The 19797-nt window shown below is 69.5% G+C and carries 17 protein-coding genes, 1 tRNA gene and 4 pseudogenes; 8 read left to right on the plus strand and 14 right to left on the minus strand.

Features of this window, described 5'->3' with window-relative positions; translation table 11 throughout:
- The first annotated feature begins 47 nt into the window (after positions 1-47).
- Complete coding sequence (locus tag ABD858_RS09885; RefSeq protein WP_345035897.1) at positions 48-716, plus strand: class I SAM-dependent methyltransferase; 669 nt, start codon at positions 48-50, stop codon at positions 714-716.
- A gap of 18 nt (positions 717-734) precedes the next feature.
- On the opposite strand, the gene ABD858_RS09890 is transcribed toward ABD858_RS09885, so the two are convergent.
- Positions 735-2099 (minus strand): rhodanese-like domain-containing protein, encoded by a 1365-nt coding sequence (locus tag ABD858_RS09890; protein WP_345044403.1) that lies wholly within the window; start codon positions 2097-2099, stop codon positions 735-737.
- Positions 2100-2264: 165 nt separating this feature from the next.
- Between ABD858_RS09890 and ABD858_RS09895 the strand changes: the two are divergent.
- A pseudogene (locus tag ABD858_RS09895) lies at positions 2265-2486 on the plus strand (MASE1 domain-containing protein); the annotation flags it as partial.
- A 22-nt stretch (positions 2487-2508) separates the two neighbouring features.
- Here ABD858_RS09895 and ABD858_RS09900 read toward each other — a convergent pair.
- The gene (locus tag ABD858_RS09900; protein WP_345045095.1) at positions 2509-2715 is read right to left on the minus strand and encodes a hypothetical protein; all 207 of its coding nucleotides are present in this window, start codon (positions 2713-2715) and stop codon (positions 2509-2511) included.
- Positions 2716-2849: 134 nt separating this feature from the next.
- Positions 2850-3143: pseudogene (locus ABD858_RS09905) on the minus strand (class I SAM-dependent methyltransferase); the annotation flags it as partial.
- A gap of 607 nt (positions 3144-3750) precedes the next feature.
- Between ABD858_RS09905 and ABD858_RS09910 the strand changes: the two are divergent.
- Complete coding sequence (locus ABD858_RS09910) at positions 3751-4206, plus strand: MarR family transcriptional regulator (RefSeq protein ID WP_345035898.1); 456 nt, start codon at positions 3751-3753, stop codon at positions 4204-4206.
- A 302-nt stretch (positions 4207-4508) separates the two neighbouring features.
- Here ABD858_RS09910 and ABD858_RS09915 read toward each other — a convergent pair whose 3' ends face one another.
- The gene (locus tag ABD858_RS09915; protein ID WP_345035899.1) at positions 4509-4724 is read right to left on the minus strand and encodes a hypothetical protein; all 216 of its coding nucleotides are present in this window, start codon (positions 4722-4724) and stop codon (positions 4509-4511) included.
- 662 nt (positions 4725-5386) lie between these two features.
- Between ABD858_RS09915 and ABD858_RS09920 the strand changes: the two are divergent.
- A pseudogene (locus ABD858_RS09920) lies at positions 5387-6326 on the plus strand (site-specific integrase); the annotation flags it as partial.
- Positions 6327-6394: 68 nt separating this feature from the next.
- Here ABD858_RS09920 and ABD858_RS09925 read toward each other — a convergent pair.
- Positions 6395-6469, minus strand: a tRNA-Val gene (locus ABD858_RS09925).
- 168 nt (positions 6470-6637) lie between these two features.
- Between ABD858_RS09925 and ABD858_RS09930 the strand changes: the two genes are divergently transcribed.
- The 3 genes from ABD858_RS09930 to ABD858_RS09940 all read left to right on the plus strand — a co-directional run bounded on the left by ABD858_RS09930 (position 6638) and on the right by ABD858_RS09940 (position 9067).
- Positions 6638-7405 carry a DUF4097 family beta strand repeat-containing protein gene (locus tag ABD858_RS09930; protein ID WP_345035901.1) on the plus strand — a complete coding sequence of 256 codons (768 nt, stop codon included), beginning with the start codon at positions 6638-6640 and terminating at the stop codon, positions 7403-7405.
- An 81-nt stretch (positions 7406-7486) separates the two neighbouring features.
- On the plus strand, positions 7487-8830 hold the full coding sequence (locus tag ABD858_RS09935; protein WP_425586183.1) for a coiled-coil domain-containing protein: 1344 nt from the start codon (positions 7487-7489) through the stop codon (positions 8828-8830).
- A 21-nt stretch (positions 8831-8851) separates the two neighbouring features.
- Entirely contained in the window at positions 8852-9067 is a 216-nt protein-coding gene (locus ABD858_RS09940; RefSeq protein WP_345035902.1) for an FmdB family zinc ribbon protein, read from the plus strand.
- Positions 9068-9093: 26 nt separating this feature from the next.
- On the opposite strand, the gene ABD858_RS09945 is transcribed toward ABD858_RS09940, so the two are convergent.
- From ABD858_RS09945 to ABD858_RS09960, 4 genes are read right to left on the minus strand one after another with little or no spacing between them, the layout of a single operon-like run.
- Positions 9094-9753, minus strand: a complete 660-nt coding sequence (locus ABD858_RS09945; protein WP_345035903.1) for an O-methyltransferase — start codon at positions 9751-9753, stop codon at positions 9094-9096.
- Positions 9754-9788: 35 nt separating this feature from the next.
- On the minus strand, positions 9789-10601 hold the full coding sequence (locus ABD858_RS09950) for an HAD family hydrolase (RefSeq protein WP_345035904.1): 813 nt from the start codon (positions 10599-10601) through the stop codon (positions 9789-9791).
- Positions 10598-13024 (minus strand): phosphoribosyltransferase, encoded by a 2427-nt coding sequence (locus tag ABD858_RS09955; RefSeq protein ID WP_345035906.1) that lies wholly within the window; start codon positions 13022-13024, stop codon positions 10598-10600. The genes ABD858_RS09950 and ABD858_RS09955 overlap by 4 nt, the downstream gene beginning before the upstream one ends.
- A gap of 17 nt (positions 13025-13041) precedes the next feature.
- Entirely contained in the window at positions 13042-14205 is a 1164-nt protein-coding gene (locus tag ABD858_RS09960; RefSeq protein WP_345035907.1) for an HpcH/HpaI aldolase/citrate lyase family protein, read from the minus strand.
- A 179-nt stretch (positions 14206-14384) separates the two neighbouring features.
- Between ABD858_RS09960 and ABD858_RS09965 the strand changes: the two genes are divergently transcribed.
- The gene (locus tag ABD858_RS09965) at positions 14385-15425 is read left to right on the plus strand and encodes a TerD family protein (protein WP_345035908.1); all 1041 of its coding nucleotides are present in this window, start codon (positions 14385-14387) and stop codon (positions 15423-15425) included.
- A gap of 14 nt (positions 15426-15439) precedes the next feature.
- Here the strand turns inward: ABD858_RS09965 and ABD858_RS09970 are convergent, their stop codons facing one another.
- The 5 genes and pseudogenes from ABD858_RS09970 to ABD858_RS09990 all read right to left on the minus strand — a co-directional run bounded on the left by ABD858_RS09970 (position 15440) and on the right by ABD858_RS09990 (position 19719).
- Positions 15440-16177, minus strand: coding sequence for a TerD family protein (locus ABD858_RS09970; RefSeq protein WP_345035909.1), 738 nt, complete (start codon positions 16175-16177; stop codon positions 15440-15442).
- Between the two features lie 134 nt (positions 16178-16311).
- Positions 16312-17455 (minus strand): annotated as a pseudogene (locus ABD858_RS09975) (DUF475 domain-containing protein).
- 16 nt (positions 17456-17471) lie between these two features.
- Entirely contained in the window at positions 17472-18047 is a 576-nt protein-coding gene (locus ABD858_RS09980) for a TerD family protein (RefSeq protein WP_345035910.1), read from the minus strand.
- 524 nt (positions 18048-18571) lie between these two features.
- The gene (locus tag ABD858_RS09985) at positions 18572-19147 is read right to left on the minus strand and encodes a TerD family protein (protein WP_345044409.1); all 576 of its coding nucleotides are present in this window, start codon (positions 19145-19147) and stop codon (positions 18572-18574) included.
- Between the two features lie 113 nt (positions 19148-19260).
- Positions 19261-19719, minus strand: a complete 459-nt coding sequence (locus ABD858_RS09990; RefSeq protein WP_345035912.1) for a peroxiredoxin — start codon at positions 19717-19719, stop codon at positions 19261-19263.
- Between the last annotated feature and the right edge of the window lie 78 nt (positions 19720-19797).

Genomic DNA, 19797 nt, shown 5'->3' on the forward strand with positions numbered 1-19797 from the left:
CGTCCAGTGTGCCGCCCGGATCGTTCGGCGCCCATATCGTCGGCACCATGCACGAGGAGCACGACGAGCACCTGGCCGACGCACAGCGCGCCCACTGGCAGGAGGCGTACGCCGCCCACCCCGGCATGTACGGCGACTCCCCCTCCGAACCGGCCGTCCACGCCGCCCACACCTTCCGCGCGGCCGGCGCGACGGAGGTCCTGGAACTCGGCGCGGGCCACGGCCGAGACGCCCTGTACTTCGCCCGCCGCGGCTTCCGCGTCCACGCCACCGACTTCAGCGAGACCGCCCTGGAACAGCTCCGCGCCGACGCCGAACGCGCGGGCCTCGCCGGCTCCGTACGCACCACCGTGCACGACGTACGCGATCCGCTGCCCCTGCCGGACCACTCCGTGGACGCCGTCTTCGCCCACATGCTGCTCTGCATGGCCCTGTCCACCAAGGAGATCCACGCTCTGACCGACGAGGTCCGCCGCGTCCTGCGGCCCGGCGGCACCTTCGTCTACACCGTCCGCCACACCGGCGACGCCCACTACCACGAGGGCATCGCGCACGGTGACGGCATCTTCGAGCACGGCGGCTTCGCGGTCCACTTCTTCGACCGCGGACTCGTCGACGCACTGGCCCGGGGATGGGACCTGGCCGGGATCCACGCCTTCGAGGAGGGCGAACTCCCCCGCCGCCTCTGGCGCATCACCCAGACGGCGCCACGCTGACGTCCCCGGCCGGTCCGGTCAGGCCCCTTGTTCGAGCCTGCGGCCGGTGACCCGCGCCCAGTCGTCCGGACCCCCGTCGAGGACCGCGAGACCGCGGTGCCCGGCACGCTGCAGAATGCTGGCGCCGATCGTGGCACGCTCCCCGCGGGCACAGTGGACGACGGCGTGCGCGGGCACCTCGCAGGTGCGCAGGGGAAGCGCGCCGAGCTCGATGTGGGCCGCGCCCGGGATGTGCCCGGCGGTGTACTCGTCCCGCTGCCGGACGTCGACGACCGGCCTGTCGGCGATCCGGTCCGCGCTGATCAGTTCGAGGGTCCGGCGCTGCCCGCCGTCGGCCGTCCAGGCGTCCATACCGCCGTCGAGATGCCCGGCCAGCCGTTCGTACCCGATCTTCAGCGCCTGCCAGACGATCTCGGCCAGATCCTGACCGGCACCCGTCACGAAGACGATCGGGGTGTCGTCCGGCAGCAGCCAGCCCAGCCAGGTCGCGAACCGACTGCCCAGTGGGATGAACACGGCACCCGGAATGTGCCCAGCGGCGAACTCGTCCCTCGGGCGTACGTCGACGACCTCCGCGCCCCGGCCCAGCAGGGTGTGCACAGCGGCCGTGGTCAGCGGGGCGAGTACGGGATCGGAGTCCAGGACGGCCGGCCCGCGCCGGTTGCGCTCGGCCAGCCGCGCGAAGTACGCCGGGTACGAACCGAGCCCGCCGAGCAGCTTCCGTACGAACGTGTCCTCGTCCGGCGCGGTCAGCAGCGTGTTCGTCTCCTTCTGCGCGCCGATGGTGGAGGTGCGCTCCGCACCGGGCGGGGCGGCGCAGAAGGAACCGGCGCCATGAGTGGGCCAGACGGCCGTCTCCTCCGGGAACTCGGCCAGTCTCCGCAGCGAACGGTACTGGGCACGGGCGAGCTCCTCGGCCCGTTCGGCGCCGAGCAGGTCGGTACGGGCCACCGAACCGACGATCAGCGAGCCGCCGGTGAACAGCCCCAGCTCACATGTGCCGTCCAGCAGCAGAAAGGCGACGTGCTCATCGGTGTGCCCCGGGGTGGCCAGCGTCCGCAGGGTCAGCCCACCGAGGTCCACCTCGTCTCCGTCGCCCAGCGGAGTGTGCGGATACACCCGCCGCCCGGCCGCCGACGCCAGCAGGACGGCGCCTTCGTCGGCGGCGAGCTGCAACGCCCCGGTGAGGAAGTCCGCGTGCAGATGCGTGTCGGCGACGTACGCGACGGCCAGCCGCCGCCGCGCGGCCTCCCGCCGCAGCCCCCGCAGATCCCGGGTCGGATCCACGGCCAGGGCGCGCCCGTCTCCGAGGTCGACGAGGTAGGCGCTGTTGCCGAGCCCCTTGTCGACCAGTGGGATCAGGTGATCGTCCGTGAACCCCATGAGGCCCTCCACCTGCCACGCTACGCGCCGGAGGGTCCTGCCGCGCGGTGTGCGGACGGGGCCCTCGCGGTGCCCTTTCGCGCTTCTGTACCCCGCGGCGCCCGGCCGCCCGGCACATGCCGCACCACGGAACGGGCGCACGCCACACCGCGGCTGAACGTCGCCACCGTCGGAATCATGGCGGGGAACACGCTCGCCCCGCTGTGCGCGTACCTGATGCTCCGCCGGGTGGGTTTCCGCGTCGCACTCGACCGGCTGTGGGACGGGCTGGCACTGGTGTTCCTCGGGGCCCTGGCCGGAATGCTGATCAGCGCGACCACGGGAACCGCTGTGCTGGTGCTGAGCGGCATCCTGCACGCGGACACGTTCTGGTCGGCGTGGTCGGCGTGTCCGGAAAGAGCGCGCGTCGCTACCCGCGGCGGGCGATCGTGATGATCTCCCGGCTCGTACCGCTGACAGGCCCGCGATCCCAGTCACCGTACTGGGCCACGATCTCGAAGCCCGCCTCGGCGAGGAACCCGCCGAGCGTCGCGACGTCGAGGAAGCGCAGGCTCGTACGGTCGACGCGAAGCACAGTGCCGTCGGGCTCGGCCGTCGTCCCGGTGAAGGTGACCACGTCGCCGACGACCGATTCGACCTCGTGCCAGACCGCAGGGAACGGCCGGCCGCATCGGCGATGTCGGACGCGTTCGACGGTTTCCAGTCCTCCCAGGCACGCGCCTGCGGATGGCGCGTCTCGAACGCGAAGCGACCGCCTTCGCGCAGCGCCGCATGGATCGCCGCGAGAGAGGCCCGCAGGTCATCGTCGGCTACGAGGCACTGGAACGCGTGGCTCGCCATCGTCGCGAGCTCGAACTCGCCGCGCCACCCGGCCTCCGCCGCGGTGCCCTCCACCCACTCGATCTCGCCCCGCCGCCGGGCCCGGGCCAGCGCGGCACGGTCCGGGTCGAGGCCGACGAGCCGGCCGGAATGACCCTGCCCCCGTGCACGGTGCAGCATGGCACCGGTGCCACACCCGACGTCCAGGACCGACCCCGCCGCCATGACCAGCTCGCCATATCCCTCGCGACGGAGCTCACGGAAGCCTTGCGGGACACGCTGCGCGTAGCGGAGAGCCGCGGTCACCGCTTACTGGCTCCCGGTCCGGACACCCGTGCCGACGACACCATGGGCCCCACGCTGCCGGCGGCGGCGTTCGGTTAGCAAGCGACGCCCACTCAACCATGACGAGAAGTCCCGGACTGAGTCCGGGGCTTCTCTACACACGGCTCCGGAGGCTTCTTGTGCGTCCTGCGTTCTGGCAGGTCAGCGCGCGCACGCTGCTTCGCAGGGCCCGAGCTGTCCACAATTAGTCCATGGCATCGGACCGACCCGTCGTCTAGCCTCGTCCTGCCTGCGTCGGCCGGCAGCTGTAGACCCGCAGCACCGGCCCGTTGTGGAGGGTGCCAGCCCGTTCGAGCCAGGCCAGGTGGGCTGACATCCGCTTTGGGAGTTCGATCCGCCTGTCGTCTCTACGCTACTCAGCGGTTTCCAGTCGGCACTGTTGGCTCCACGACCAACCTTCACGATGCACGGTCGTCCATCGCCGTTGATGTCAGGCTTGGATGTCAACTGTTGACCTCAACTGCGCTTCAGGTTTTACGCTCCCGGCATGACGATCACGGAGTACTCACGGGACCGGCTTGCTGCCCAGCCCATCGGCTACTGGAGCGGGGTCGCAAACGAGATCATCGTCGGCAGCATCCGTGCCGCCCTCGCGGAGGAAGGGCTCACACAACCGCACTGGTGGGTCCTCAACCACATCGCCGGTGCCCCCGCGCAGTGGACCCGCGTCTCCCTCACTGCCAAGCTCTCCCCCTTTGACCGCCAAGACACCGACTTTGAGGCCGTCTACGCCGACCTTGCCTCCCGCGGCTGGACTGCGGAGCTCAATGGCTGCCTCTCACTCACCGATGCTGGCGAAGAGGGACGACAGCGCGCGAGGGTCCGCAACCTCAAGGTTCACGAGCAGATGCACAACGGCGTGGAGACTGACGACTATGTCACCACCCTGAACGTGCTCCGCCGGATGATCGCCAACCTCGGAGGCAATAGCGAACTCCCGTAGCTGCCGACCGGCTGTGCCTGTCCGTAGCTGCAGACGCGGCATACTCAGGCGCCAGTCAAGCCCACAGGTACTACCAGATGCCGAAGAAGTGACGGACCGGGCCCCTGACCTGCGTCCGCATAATCGATCAACGCTGCGACCTGCGACTTAGCTGTCGACGGTTGTCAACGTTGGTCGTCGTTGAGCACCCCCGCACGGCCCAGAGACGGCCCGAGCGGGGGTGCCGTGGTGTGCCCCTCGATGCGAACTACAGGCGTGAAGGTCGCTGAGGTTTGCCGGGTACGTCAGGAGGGTTGTGAGGATCAGCGACGGTCAACGCCGGTCCGCACGGTTGCTGTACTCCGCTGCTGTACCGCACGCCCTGCGTAAAGCGTGGTCAGCAACGCCAAGACGTCTGCGTACGCGCTGACGACATCAGCGGCCACGCCCCACACAATCACGATGACCACCAGCACCGTGATCACCCACGGCTTCAAGCCGGGGTTTGACAGGCCCCACGGGGTACGGGTCACACTCACGCTTGGACCTCCAAAGGGTTCATGGCCCACCTCGTTGCCTCGCCGGGAAGCCTGTGCGACGGGGTGGGCTTTGCTGTGCGCCCATGATGGATACGAAAGACGGCTAATGCCAAGCTGGCAACCTTTTCAAACACGGGAGGTCCGCAACGTAGTTGATCTGGTTTTCGCGGCTCCAGAAACGCGTAATAGTAAACTGAGAGAAATGCCTCTGACCTGGGTAAGCAATCGTTCAGCTGGCCTCCATACCACACACCCATGACAGCGGGTACATCCAATCGAGATCTGTGCAGGTGCCGGAGGTTGCAAATATCCCCCTGCATGCAGATAAATGGGCGTGACGTGAATCACTAGGCCCGCTATGCGTCGTTAGGTCGGTGGAACGGCTTTGGCGCGAGTGATCATGGCCCATTACGCTGGCCCGCGGATCGGGCAGGCTTGTGGACCTGCCCGTTAGTGCCCGATTTTGGGCCATGATCTTCGAGGCTCGCGCCAAAGTGGCTGCCTAAAGCCGTGGAGCCGACCGCCCCAGCCACAGAGGGGTTTCCCCCTCAGCCCACCCTCGCCGTATGGCGTGCGGCCGGCGGCCGGGACGGAGCGGGGCGAAGACAGGAGCGTCGGCCCGGACGACGGGCCGCGCGCCGCCGCGCCGTGCGCGGCGGGAGCGCCTTGGCGAGTGGCTGCCGTACTGGCTCGACAACATCGTCAAGCCGCGACGGAAGAAGACCACCGCCGCCAAGTACGAGGTGCACGTCCGGCTCTACCTCGTTCCGATGCTCGGCTCCAAGCGGCTGGAGTCTCTCAGCGTCGCCGACGTGCGTCGCTTCCTCGTCCAGCTGGAGAAGAAGACGAGCGCCGCCACGGCCAAGGAGTCGCACCGCGTCCTGCGCACCGCCCTCACCGCGGCCTGCCGTGAGGAGCTGGTGACCCGGAACGTCGCGACGCTCGTCGAGCCGCCGACCGTCGCCGCCCGGGAGCTGTCCCCCTGGTCGCTGGACGAGACGCTCGACTTCCTCTCCGCTGCCCGGAAGGACCCGCTGTACGCCGCCTTCGTGCTCGCCATCGCGCTCGGCTTCCGCCGGGGCGAGATCGTCGGTCTTCGCTGGGAGAACGTCGACCTCGACAAGCGGGAGATCCGGGTCAGGACGCAGCGCCAGCGGGTCGCCGGGGGAGATCTACGAGGACGATCCCAAGGGGCGTCGGCGCAAGCAGACGCTTCCCCGGCCCGCGATCTGCGTCGCTCCCCTGCGGTGGCAGCGTCTCAAGCAGGCCGCGATGCGCGAGCGCGCCGGGGAGAAGTGGACGGACACCGGCTACGTCTTCACCACCCGGACGGGACAGCCCATCGAGCCGCGCAACCTCTACCGCTCGTTCACCCGCGTCGCAAAGAGCGCCGATCTTCGCGTCATCCGGCTCCACGACGCCCGGCACGGTACGGCGACCCTCCTCACCGCCGCAGGCGTCGCTCCCCGCGTCATGATGGAGATCCTCGGACACAGCCAGATCGCTGTCACGATGAACGTCTACACCCACGTCGTCCAGGACACGCAGCGGGAGGCCGTGAGCCACATGGACCGGCTGCTCAGGAGGCGTCCCCGGTCGTGAGCGACCGCCCCCGTTGATGTCAGAAATGGATGCCAAAGGCCCCCTACCAAGATCGGTAGGGGGCGTGCTGGTGGGCGCGGACGGTTTCGAACCGCCGACATCTGCTTTGTAAGAGCAGCGCTCTACCCCTGAGCTACGCACCCGCGGATGAACCAACAGGGTACATGGCCGACCCGGGAGGGTCGCAAACCGATGGGCGAGGGAGAGGGGGGTTAACCCCACCTTGGATCCGGTAGGCGGCTGGATCGTCGCGGAGGGGCGCGGCTCGTAACGTGGAGGGACTGGTCAGGCCACTTCTGGGGGAGATCACCATGGCACTCCGTACGCGCACCCGCACCGCCCTGCTCGCTGCGGCCGGCTCCGTAGTCGTCGCGCTTGCCGCCACAGGGTGTGGTGAGGCGAGCGCGGAGGACGCGCCCGTGGAGCGCAAGGCGTTCGCGTTCTCCGGGAAGACGCTGACCGTCGACACGGACAATGCGGACGTCACGCTGGTGCCGGCCGACGTGAAGGACGTGGAGGTCACGCGGCAGGTCAACGGGTGGGTGTTCATGGGCAACGGGCCCGACGCCACCTGGGCCATGAAGGGCGACCGGCTGACGCTGCGGGTGAAGTGCAGCGGAATAGCCTCTGACTGCGAGGCGCGGCATGAGGTGAAGGTGCCGCGCGGGGTGACGGTGGTCGTGGAGGGGGACAACGGGGACGTGACGGCGTCCGGCTTCGACACCGGGCTGACGGTGCGGTCGGACAACGGGGACGTGACGGTCAGGGATGTCCGTGGCGCGCTGGACCTGGGCAGTGACAACGGGGACATCACCGTGACGGGGGCGAGGGGCAAGGTCGCGGGGGTGACCAGCGACAACGGGGACGTGCAGCTCGGCTTCACCGTCGTTCCGGACCGGGTGAAGGCCGAGAGCGACAACGGGGACATAGAGGTCAGGCTCCCGAAGGGGGTGTACAAGGTCACCGCGGAGAGTGACCTGGGGGACGTCGACGTCAGCGTGGACCGCAGTGACAGCAGTGCCCATGCGGTGACCGCTCGCAGCGACAACGGGGACATCACGGTGCGCCGTGCGGGCTGATGCGAACTAACAGGCCCGTGTGTTCGTCCTTACCTGGTGGGAGAATGACCGGAACAGGCGGACACAGCACGGGAGTGGGATGTGAGCGGCAGGAGAGCCGGTGCGGTCCGGGATGTGCTCGCGCTGGTACTGCTGCCGGTGCCCCTGATGGTGGCCGCGCTGCCGGGGGCGTTCGCCGGCGGGGGAACGCGTCGATGGTTCGGCGGGCGCGGGGAGAGCGTGCGGGCCGATGCGCAGGCGGCGAAGGACGCGGCGGCCGCGGCCTTCTACGAGCTCGACACGGCCCAGCGCGATCTGCGGATCTCGATCGAGACGATCACGGCCGTGGACGACTCGCCCGCGGCGCGCCGGGCTCAGGAGGGCTTCGCCTCGCTCGGGCGGCGTATCGACGAGGTCAGCCAGGCGTACATCAGCGCCGTCGACGCGCATGACCTGGACCGGGACGATCTGGAGGCGGCTGTCGCGTCGCGGGCGCGGACCGAGCTGACGAAGGCGAAGGACGAGCTGCTGCGGGTCAAGGGTGACCTGGAGCGGTTCGGGCAGGGGCTGGGGCCGCTGCTGGAGAAGGCGGAGACGCAGCTCGCCCGGCTGGCGCCGGCCGTGGAGCGGGCGCGGCAGGCGCTCCTTTCCGCGAGTACCGCTCTCGATTCGGCGCGGGGCTCCGGTCTGAGAGCGGATGATCTCGCCGCCCGGCTCGCGGCTCTCGCGCCCGAGCTGACCAAGCTCAACCAGGGCGCCGGGCGGCACGGCGTGGCGGAGACCCTGCAGCGCGCCGATCATGTGCTGCGTGAGGCCGAGGCCGTACGGAGCGAGGCCGAGCAGCTGCCCGAGCGGGCGGCCGAGATCGACCGCCGGCTCGTCTCCCTTCGGACCCGCGCCCAGGCCCTCACCACCCGGGCCGGCGCCGTCGACCCGGTGCTCAGCGAGCTGCGCCGCCGTTTCGCCGCCGCCTGCTGGCAGGACCTGCAGCACGTGCCGGAGCAGGCCGTGGTCACTGTCCGCCAGGCGGAGGAGAAGCTCAAGGAAGCCGGCAAGGCCCGGGAGGAGCAGCGGTGGGCGGATGCCACGGCCCTGCTGGCGACGGTCCGGGCGCTGCTGAATTCCACGGACGAGGCGGTGTCGGCGGCCGGGGACCGGCTGCAGCGGCTCAACGCCGTCGCCAAGGATCCGCAGCAGGAGATCGAGCGGACCCGGTTCGCGATCAGGGACGCCCAGCGGCTGGCGATGGCCGGACGCAGCACCCCGGATCCGCGCCACGCGCGCCCGCTCGACGATTCGGTGGCCCGGCTGGACCGTGCCGTCGCCGGTCTGCAGAGCGGTCGGCACCCCGATTACTGGCGCTTCCTCACGGAGACCGAGACGGTCCGGCAGACCGTCGCCCGAGTGGTCGCCCAGATCCGCGGTGAGCGCGGCGCCGGCGCGTAGGAGAGTCGTTAGTCTGGGGGCATGCCACGTTACGAGTACCGGTGCCGCTCCTGCGGTGACACGTTCGAGCTGAGCCGTCCGATGGCCGAGTCCTCCGCGCCGGCCGCGTGCCCCGCCGGGCACGAGGACACCGTCAAGCTGCTTTCCGCGGTGGCCGTGGGCGGGACGAAGTCCGCGCCCGCCCCGTCGGGCGGTGGCGGCGGCGGCGGTTGCTGTGGCGGGGGCTGCTGCGGCTAGCTTCCAGGGGGAAGTCCCTCCAGCGGTCAGCGCTTTCGGGAGAGCGTCATGCCGTCCGCGACCTGCAGCATGAGGCTCTCCATCCGCTCGTCGGCCGCGACGTGGTCGTTGAACTTCCGGATCTCGGCGGGGGCGTCGGTCGCCGCCGGGTCGACCACGCGGCCGCCGAAGAAGACGTTGTCCGCGGCGATCACACCGCCCCGGCGCATCCGGGGCACGAGCTCCTCCCAGTACGGGATGTAGTTGGCCTTGTCCGCGTCGATGTAGGCGAAGTCGATGTGCGGCTCGCCCGGCATCGCCCTGAGCGTGTCCAGCGCCGGGGCGATGCGCAGCTCGATCCGGTCCGCGACGCCCGCCTTCGCCCAGGCCTCGCGGCCGTACGCCGTCCACTCCTCCGAGATGTCGCAGGCGATCAGCTTGCCGTCGGCAGGCAGGGCCTGCGCCATGGCGAGGGCCGAGAAGCCGGTGAAGGTGCCGACCTCGACGACGTGGCGGGCATCGACGAGCCGGACCAGGAAGGCGAGCAGCGAGGCCTGTTCCTCGGCGGACTGCATGCCCGCGTAGTCCGGGAGCCGGTCGTACGTCGTCGTGACGAGCTCGCGCTGTACGGCGTCCAGCGGCGGGTTGTGCGCCAGCATGTAGGCGTACAACCCGTCTGTCATCTTCGTTGTGTTGCCCTTGCTCATGCCGCGACTATAGGTCCTGTGCGACCGGACAGGACCTAACCGGCGGAACGGCTGAACTGCCGAAGGATCTCCTCTCCCGCCGCCGCACCCCTCTCCGTGAGCGCGGTGAGGTGCGGCGCGGTCCAGCCACTGTCGGCCAGCTCTCCGTGTCCGGGGCGCCAGGCCCGGTCGGCGGCCAGCAGCAGATCGGCGTCGAGCAGTGAGTCGCCCGCGGCAAGGGTGAGCGTCGCGCCCGTGCGGCGGGCCACCTCGTGCATGGCGGCGCTCTTCGTCAGCGGCTTCGGTACGGCGTAGATCTTGCGTCCCTGGAGCGACACCGTCCAGCCGCGCTGACCCGCCCAGGCGGCGAGTTCCTTCACCCAGTCCCTGGGCAGCAGCTCACGTTCGACGACGAGGTAGGTGAAGAGGTCCTCGGCGACCCGGTGCTTGCGCAGCCACGCCGGGTCGGCGGTGGCGGCCACATGCGCCTGTACGTCACCGAGGGGGGCGCACTCCTCGGCGAGGCGCGCGGCGACCCGCCGCTGCCAGTCGCGGTCGGCCACGCCGTCGACGAGCAGATGCCCGCCGTTGGCGCAGATCGCGTACTTCGGCGCCGGCCCGGGCAACTGGACGCGCTGGTACTGCTTGCGGGTACGCGTCGTGGTCGGTACGAACACGGTCGTGGCGGCGAGCCGTTCCAGCAGCCCGGCCGCGGCTTCCGTCATGTACGAGAGCGGCTTGCCCTCGTACACCTCGACGCACAGCAGGCGCGGTGCCCGTGCGTCGGGCACGCCGAGTTCGAGTGCGGCGGACGAATAGATGAGCGTACGGTCCAGATCACTGGCCACGAGCACGGTGGACTCGGTCACTTGGCAGCCACCGCCTTGCCGTCGGCGCCGGTCGCCCCGCGCGTGTACTGGGGGTGGATCAGCCCGACGCAGCTGTACGGCAGGTCGTCGACCTCCTCGACGGGTACGTCCCGCTGTTCCGCGAGCAGCCTCACATGGTCGAGGTCGGCGCCCGCCCCGCGCTTGGCCAGTACCTTCCAGGGGACGCGACGCAGCAGGACCCGGGTCGTCTCGCCGACACCGGGCTTGACGAGGTTGACGTCGTGGATGCCGTGCTCCTCACTGATCCGCTCGACCGCGGCCCAGCCCTCCCAGGTAGGGGTGCGGTCTGCGGACTGGAGCGACTTGACGTCCTCGGCGACCTCGGCGGCGACCGCGCCGAAGCGGGCGGTGACGGCGTCGAGGAAGTGGCCGGAGACATCGGCACCGGCCAGCTCGCGGTAGAACTTCGCGCCGTGGAAGTCGGCCGGCCCGATCAGGCCGTCGCGCAGGACGGTGCGGGATATCAGGCCGGAGACGGTGGAGTTGAGGCAGGCGGAGGGGATGAGGAAGTCCTCGCGGGTGCCGTATGTGCGCACGCAGGAGCCCGGGTCCGCGAGCACCGCGATCTCCGGGTCGAAGCCGTCGAACGCGCTGAGGGCGTCGGCCAGTTCGCGGGTGATCGCGCCCTTTCCGGTCCAGCCGTCGACGAACACGACGTCCGCCGGGTCGTGGTGGGCGGCCAGCCAGCGCAGCGCGTTGGTGTCGATGCCGCGGCCGCGCACGATGGACACGGCGTAGTGCGGCAGGTCCAGCGCGTGCCGGTGCTGCGCCCAGCGGCGCATCAGTACACCGACAGGGGTGCCGGCGCGGGCCAGCGAGACCAGGACGGGACGCGGCGACCTCTCTGCCAGCACGGTCTCGGTGACCGTGCCGACGGCCCGGGCGATCCGGTCCGCGGAGGCGTCGAGGGCGGCCCGGAACAGCGCCTGGTACCGCGCACTCGGCTGGTACTCGACGGGCAGGGACTCCGCGTAGTGTGCGCCGCCGGACTGGATGGCCTCCTCGCGTTCCTCGGTGGGTGCCTCCAGCTCCACCTGGGAGAGGTCCTTGAGCAGCCAGCCGACCTCGTCCGGGGCGTAGGAGGAGAAGGCGGGTCCGCGGAGTGGCTGGGACAGTTCGAGCAGCTCGGGCATCGGCGGGTCCAATGGTCGAGGTACGTAGGAGGGAACGACGGCCAGCACGACATGCGGAACATGTGCGGCGAGCCGGTCCAGCAGGCCGCCCGGGGCGTGCAGTCCGGGGGTGTCGGCGGTGGAGTCGACGACGGCGACCACGGCGTCGAAGCCGGCGCCGGCGACGTTGTAGGCGTAGCGGTCGCCGGGCCCGTCGGCGGGCGCGTCGTGCGCGGGGAACGCGATCCGGGTGCGGATGGCGTACCCGGGGTCGTCGACGGCCAGCACGGGCGACCGGGTGGTCGTCGAGTAGCGGACGTCGGCCCCGGCGCGCTCCAGCGCGAGCGCAAGCCTGAGCGGCGCGTACATCAGCTCCTCGAATCCGAGAACGAGGACACGCCGCGCGCCGCCGACCGCGCTGGAGATACGTTTCGCCATGTCCGGCAGCGCGGCTTCCAGAGCATCCCGGTGAGCCGGGGTGAAGCCATGACGTCCGCCGTCCGGTACCGCGGCCGGCCAGTCGAGGTCCACGCGGACGGCGCGGGCACCGTGCCCTGGGGGCGAGTCCGCGGAGGACGCCCCGGACATGGCGTGCTCGTGCTGGGCGACCAGGGCCTGGCCCTTCTCGAGCACCCCCTCCGGGAGGGTCACCGTGCCGGAGGCGGTAGCGATCAGGTCGATCCTCGCGCCGACCTCGGCGGCGAAGGCGTTCAGCCGAGCCCGGTCCCGCGGCGAGCGCATGTCGATCAGGGCGACGATCACATACCGCTCGCGCGGATAGCGCTCGTGCAGCGCGCGGATGGTGTTCAGCACGGTGTTGCCCGTCGAGAACTCGTCGTCGACCAGCACCAGCGGGCCCTCGCCCGCCAGCAGGGCGGCGTCCTCCGGCAGCAGCAGATGCGAGGTGGCGTGGGAGTGGGACTCCTCGAATCCGCCGGCACGTGCGACGCCCTCGACCGGGCGACGCGTCGAGTGGAGGTACGGGGCCGGACCGAGGCCGTCCGCGACGGAGTGGCCGAGGCCGGTCGCCGTCTCCGCGTAGCCCAGGACGACGGCGCTCCGGGCGGCCGCTCCGCCCAGCAGGTCGCGCACCCGCAGGCCGAGTGCGAACCCGTACCCGTACACCACCGAGGGGCGCTGCGGCACATGCTTGCCCAGCACGTTGGACACCAGCAGATGCGCCCGCTTGGGGTTGCGACGCAGCGCCAGTCCCAGCAGATCGCTCAGCTTCTCGTCCCCGTCGATCCGGACTCCCAGCCGCTCAGCGACCCACGTTCCCGACCACACCACGTCGTTGTTCCTCCGGTTCAGCCGGTGAGCCCGGCGGTCAGCAGATCCACGAAGCCGATGTCCTCGCGCGCGACGCCGAAGACCTCGGCGCGCAGCAGGGTCCGTTCGGCCCAGGCGCGATGCGGCTTCACCTCGTTCATCTTGTTCGTGTACGCGGAACGCATCACGCCTCCCCCGCCCCGTTCCGGCCGCAGGATGTCCTGTGCGTCACTGAACTCCTCATGACTGACCACGGACAGTGCGTGCACCGGCATCACATGGGTGGGGTGGATGCAGGTCTTGCCCAGCAGGCCGTTGGCACGGTCGAGTTCGATCTCGCGCAGCAATCCGTCGAGGTCGTGCTGGATGAGCTCGTCGCGCAGTTCCTCGGCGCGGCCCTCCAGGAAGGGGCTGCGCCGCAGCAGCGGCTTGAACATGCGCTCCTTGAGCTGGAAGTACTCCCACACCGGGCCGGTGATGGTGAAACCGGTGCCGTCGGCGCGTCCCAGCACGTTGACGACGTCCGCGATGACGCCGGCGACGATCTGTACGTCGTAGGCGGTCATGTCGGGCGAGCGGCGCAGCCCGTAGGCGGAGCAGAAGTCGGTGACGCCGAGCCGCAGCGCGAGGACCTGCTCGCGGTACTTGCCGACGGTGCGGGCGATGCCGACGACGGTTTCGGCGCGGGTTTCCAGGTGGAGCAGTTCGGGGGATTCGAGCACGGGCATCGCGAACAGTCTGCGCCCGCCGGCGGTTTCCGCGGTGGTGAGCGCCTCCAGGAATGGAGTCCCGCGCACCTCGTTGAACTTCGGCAGCACGAATCCGGACAGCAGCCGCCCCGAGGGCCCGAGCCTGCGGACCAGGTCGGGGATCTGGTCGGGTTCGCGGACCCTGATGAACAGCAGCGGCACATCGCCGCCCCGGGCGTCGAGATCGGCGAACTGCCGGACCAGATTGACCTCGGCACCCTCGACCTCCGCGTCGCTGATCGAGTCCTCCAGGCAGAGCACCATGGATACCACTCCGCGCGCGCCCTGCTTGAGCACGTCGTCGGCCAGCCGGGGCCGGGTGGCGGGGCTGTAGAGCGTGGCGCCGAGGGCGGCGGAGAGCACCCGGGCGGGAGAGCCAAGGCTGAATTCACATGGTTCCTGGTGGAACAGAGCCTGCCGGGCAGCAGGCGGAATATGCCCGAAATGTCGCATAAAGTCCCCCGTCTTGCCTCTGCGGCCCAGATGTCAGGTGGCCGGTAATAGTACGTAGAGAGGGGTGTCGCAAGTTCCCCGTGTGCGTGAAATTCAGGTAACTCGCCGCGTTCGTCAGCCTGTCCGGGGCATCCCGGAACCGGGCCCCGCGTTGTCCCCGCACGCGTGGGGAGGGCAGGATGACGGGCATGACGCACGCGATGCTGAAGGGCTCGAACGTCCCGCTCGACGCGACGGCGGTACGCGCCGTGCTCCGCTGGACCGCCGGCGCCGACGTCCCCGATGTGGACGCCTCGGCGCTGCTGCTGGCCGCCGACGGCCGTGTGCGCTCCGACGACGACTTCGTCTTCTACAACCAGCCCCGGCACCCCTCCGGTCTGGTGCGGCGGCTGCCGAAGAAGCACACCCCCGAGGGGCTGACCGACACCGTCGAGGCGGACCTGGCGGCGCTGGACCCCTCGGTGGAGCGAGTGGTGATCGCCGCGTCCTCGGACGGCGCGACCTTCCGGTCCGTACAGGACCTGCGGATCCTGATCCATTCCACCGACCCCGCAGGACCGGACACCCCGCTGGCGTTCTTCGAGGTGATGGCGGAGACCGGCGAGGAGACCGCGATCATCTGCGGGGAGCTCTACCGGCGCGGTGAAGGCTGGAAGTTCCGCGCGGTGGGGCAGGGCTATCCGACCGGTCTGATCGGTCTGGCCACGGAGTACGGCATCTCGGTGGACGAGGACGCGGAGGACGCGGACGACACCGCGGGGCCTGGCGACACCACGGGCAGCGCGCCCGTGACGCCGCTCTCCCAGCAGCCGGCCACGGCCGCCGAGCAGCCCGCCGGAACCGGGTACGGCTACCCGCAGCCGACCGCGGCCCCGCTGCCCCCGGAGCAGCCCGCACCCGCCGGCGAGCCCGTGTACGGGTATCCGCAGCCCACGTCGGCCCCGGCCGGCGAGCCGGGCCGGCCCGCCTACGGCTACCCCCAGCCGTCGGCACCGGCATCCGCCCCCGGCACCGCAGGGTACGGCTACCCGCAACCGGGTTCGCAGCCCCCGGCCGGGGCGCCGGGCGCACAGCCCGCCTACGGCTATCCGCAGCCGGGTTCCCAGCTCCCGGCAGCACAGTCGGCCTACGGCTATCCACAGCCGGCCGCGGCAGCGGCCCCCGCGCCGGACCCGAGCTTCCGGCTGCCGCCGATGGGGCCGCAGTTCATCCGGAACTGAACGGGTCCGGGGCCTCAGACCTTGGAGGTCTTGTAACCCCGGCCCCACTGCAGGCCCCATCCATAGAGACGGTCGAGCTCGGCCTGGAAGCCGTAGACGAACTTCACCTCGCGGCGCACGACGAAGTCGCCCTTGACGTTCTCGATGGAGACGACGGCGCAGGACCGGGCCTGCGGGTGGCGCTCGTCGAGCTCGATCTCGATTCGCGGTCCGTTGCTCGGATAGAGCGTCACCTTCGCGTGCGTACGGTCGAACGCCGGCGTGCGGTCGTATATGTAGACGAAGACCAGCAGCCGCTTGATCGACTCCCGGTGGTCGAGATTGACGAAGACCGTCTCACCGGACGGCGCCCCGAACCGGTCGTCGCCGCTGAGCTGGACGTACGGCGGGGAGTTGAGGCTGCCGAAGAAGCCGCCCAGCGGCTGCACCACGCCCTTGCTGCCGTCCGTCAGTTCATAGAGGCAGCCGAGGTCGAGGTCGACGTTGACCATGCCCTGGGTGTGCGCCTGCACCACATCGGGCTTGAAGAGCTTGAAGGGGTGGCGCAGCAGTCCGTTCTGCTTGGAACGGCCTCCGATGTCGGAGGTGCGCATCCGCCAGGAGAGGTTGACGCGCAGGTTGCCGTTCGCCGCACCCTGCTTGTCGAGCGAGACCGCCGGGCGCCGCTTGGTCAGCTCGATGGAGTTGGTCGCGGCACTGCCCGTGTCGAAATGCGGCGTCCTACGCGGCCACAGGCCGTCCCAGAAGGCCATCCCCCACCCCCATGTGTCTTGGTTCGTCACCGCTTGTACGACCGCTTGTACGGCCGCTTGCACGGCCGCGGGGCGGCCCGAGACACGCCGCCTCGTAGCCGCCCCGCTCAGAGCGTTCCGCATTTGCCGCCGGGTCACACCCCGGAAGGCACCTGCGCCTTCTCGTCGGAGCTCTCCCCGCCCTCTGCGGCGAGCGCGCGGTTGCGCCGCACCGAGGACCAGAAGGACCAGGCGATCAGGACGACACCGACGAGGCCGGTGATGACCTCGTTGATCTCGTACTGGATGGTGATCATAAGGATGACCGCCAGTGCGCCGATCGCGTAGTGCGCGCCGTGCTCCAGGTAGACGTAGTCGTCCAGGGTGCCCTGGCGGACCAGATAGACGGTGAGCGAACGGACGTACATGGCGCCGATGCCGAGGCCGAGCGCCATGAGCACGATGTCGCTGGTGATGGCGAAGGCGCCGATGACACCGTCGAAGGAGAAGGACGCGTCCAGGACCTCCAGGTAGAGGAACATGAAGAACGCGGCCTTGCCGGCGAGGGCGACCGCAGAAACCTTCTTGCCGGTCTTCTTGGCCTCTTCCTCGGCCTCGTGCTCGCGCTCTTCCTCCTCCTCGAGCTTGTTCTCGAAGTAGCTGGAAAGCCCGCCGACGATCAGATAGGTGATCAGACCGGCGATACCGGAGATCAGCACGGTCTGGGCCTTGTCCACATGCGCGCCACCGTGCTGGTGGGCGTGGGTGGCGAAGGTCATCGAAGTGATCAGCAGAACGATCAGCGCGATGCAGACCGACAGCATGTCGACCTTGCCGAGCTTGGCCAGCGGCCGCTCCAGCCAGCTGAGCCACTTGATGTCCCGGTCCTCGAAGACGAAGTCGAGGAAGATCATCAACAGGAACATGCCACCGAACGCGGCGATCGCCGGATGAGCGTCGGTCACCAGCTGCTTGTACATGTCGGGGTTGTTGATCGCGAGGTCGACCGCCTCGATCGGCCCCAGCTTGGCGGTGACGGCGACAATCACGATGGGGAAGACAAGCCGCATGCCGAACACGGCGATCAACACGCCGACGGTGAGGAAGATCTTCTGCCAGAAGGCATTCATCTTCTTCAGAATTCCGGCGTTGACCACCGCATTGTCGAACGACAGCGAGATCTCGAGGATGGACAGGATCGCCACGACGCCGAATGCGCTCCACCCCCCCGTAGAGCACCGCTGCGACCAGGCCGAGCGCGGTGACCGCAAACGACCACCCGAAGGTTTTCAGAACCACTGTCTTCCCCATCGCTTTACGAAACGTTGACCCCGAAGTCTAGGGCGATGCCCCTCAGACCGGATGCGTACCCCTGTCCCACCGCCCGGAACTTCCATTCGCCGCCATAGCGATAGAGCTCACCGAAGATCATCGCGGTCTCCGTCGAGGCGTCCTCGCTCAGGTCGTAGCGCGCCAGCTCCTGGCCGTCCGCCTGATTCACCACACGGATGAACGCATTGGTGACCTGACCGAAGGTCTGGCCGCGGTTGTCCGCGTCGTGAATGGAGACCGGAAAAACGATCTTGTCGCAGTGGGCCGGCACCTGTGTGAGGTCCACCAGCAGTGATTCGTCGTCGCCCTCGCCCTCACCGGTGAGGTTGTCACCGGTGTGCTCCACCGAGCCCTCGGGGCTTCTGAGGTTGTTGTAGAAGACGAACCACTCGTCGCCGAGCACCCGGTTGTTCTGGCACAGCAGGGCGCTGGCGTCGAGGTCGAAAGGCGCTCCGGTGGTGGAGCGCGCGTCCCAGCCTAGCCCGACCATCACCTGGGTGAGGTTCGGTGCGGCCTTGGAGAGGGAGACATTGCCCCCCTTGGCGAGCGTGACACCCATGATCGTGATCCTCCCCTGGTCTATGTACGGGAAAACACACCGAGGCGCGTCCGGCGCCGGCCGGGACGCGCTCGGCGAGTGAGCCGAAGGGGGCGCGCCGCTGTCGAAAGGGAGTGGGGGCACCTCCCGGCGGTAGCCGGGGGAGCGCACAGGGTCCCGCAGGCGGCAGTCGATATGCGGCTGCCGCCGTGTGAGGCACCCGAGCACGATCGACCGTCGACAGCGGCTTGAGCGCCCCTGTGGGGGTCCCCCGGACGAAGTCTGGGGGAGAACCGAGCCCTGAAACAAGGGGCGAGTGAGCCGAAGGGAGCGCGCCCCTGCCGAAAGGGAGTGGGGGGCACCTCCCGGCGGTAGCCGGGAGAGCGCACAGGGTCCCGCAGGCGGCAGTCGATATGCGGCTGCCGCCGCGTGAGGGACCCGAAGCCGCATCGATGCGGCTCCGCCGCATGGTCGACCGTCGGCAGAGGCTTGAGCGCCCCCTTGGGGTCCCCCCGGACGGAATCCGGGGGGACCGAGCCCTGAAATCAAACGTTGACGCCGAAGTCCTGCGCGATGCCGCGCAGGCCGGACGCGTAGCCCTGGCCGATGGCACGGAACTTCCACTCCACGCCGTTGCGGTAGAGCTCGCCGAAGACCATCGCGGTCTCGGTCGAGGCGTCCTCGCTCAGGTCGTAGCGCGCCAGCTCCTCGCCGTTGGCCTGGTTCACCACGCGGATGAACGCGTTGCGGACCTGACCGAAGGACTGCTGGCGGGTCTCCGCGTCGTAGATGGAGACCGGGAACACGATCTTGGCGACATCGGCCGGCACCGAGGCCAGGTTCACCTTGATCTGCTCGTCGTCGCCCTCACCCTCACCGGTGAGGTTGTCACCGGTGTGCTCCACGGAGCCGTCCGGGCTCCTGAGGTTGTTGAAGAAGACGAAGTTGCCGTCCGAGGCGACCTTGCCCTCCGCGTTGGTCAGCAGGGCGCTGGCGTCGAGGTCGAAGTCGGTACCGGTCGTCGTACGGACGTCCCAGCCCAGGCCCACGGTGACCGCGGTCAGGTTGGGGGCGGCCTTGGTCAGCGAGACGTTGCCGCCCTTGCTGAGGCTGACTCCCACGAGTCCTCCCATTTGGGTTCCAGGGGCAGCGCCCCCGCTATTCGTTGGCATCGGATCAACGAGTTGATCCTAGTGACCGGTTCCCGGCCGAGACATTCCCTTCGCCGGAAGGCTCAGAGACTGTCGAGCGCCTTGATGTACTCGTTCAGGTCACGGGCGTCGGGCAGGGCGTTGACGACGGTCCAGCGGACCACGCCCTCCTTGTCGATGATGAAGGTGCCGCGCACCGCACAGCCCTTGTCCTCGTCGAAGACGCCGTACGCGCGCGAGGTCTCGCCGTGCGGCCAGAAGTCCGAGAGCAGCGGGTACTCCAGCGACTCCTGCTCGGCGAAGACGCGCAGGGTGTGGATGGAGTCGTTGGAGACGGCGAGCAGCTGGGTGTCGTCGTTGACGAACTTCGGCAGCTCGTCGCGGAGCGCGCACAGCTCACCCGTGCAGACACCGGTGAAAGCGAACGGGTAGAAGAGGACGACCACGTTCCTTTCGCCGCGGAAGTCGGAGAGCTTCACGGTCCGGCCGTGGTTGTCCTTCAGCTCGAAGTCCGGGGCCTCGGTGCCGACCTCGATCGCCATGGAAATGTGTCCCTTCGATAAGCCGATGCGGTGAATCCCACCCTACGCACAGAGCCCCCGCCGAACTGCGTCGGCGGG

The organism is Streptomyces sannanensis, assembly GCF_039536205.1.
GTDB lineage: Bacteria > Actinomycetota > Actinomycetes > Streptomycetales > Streptomycetaceae > Streptomyces > Streptomyces sannanensis.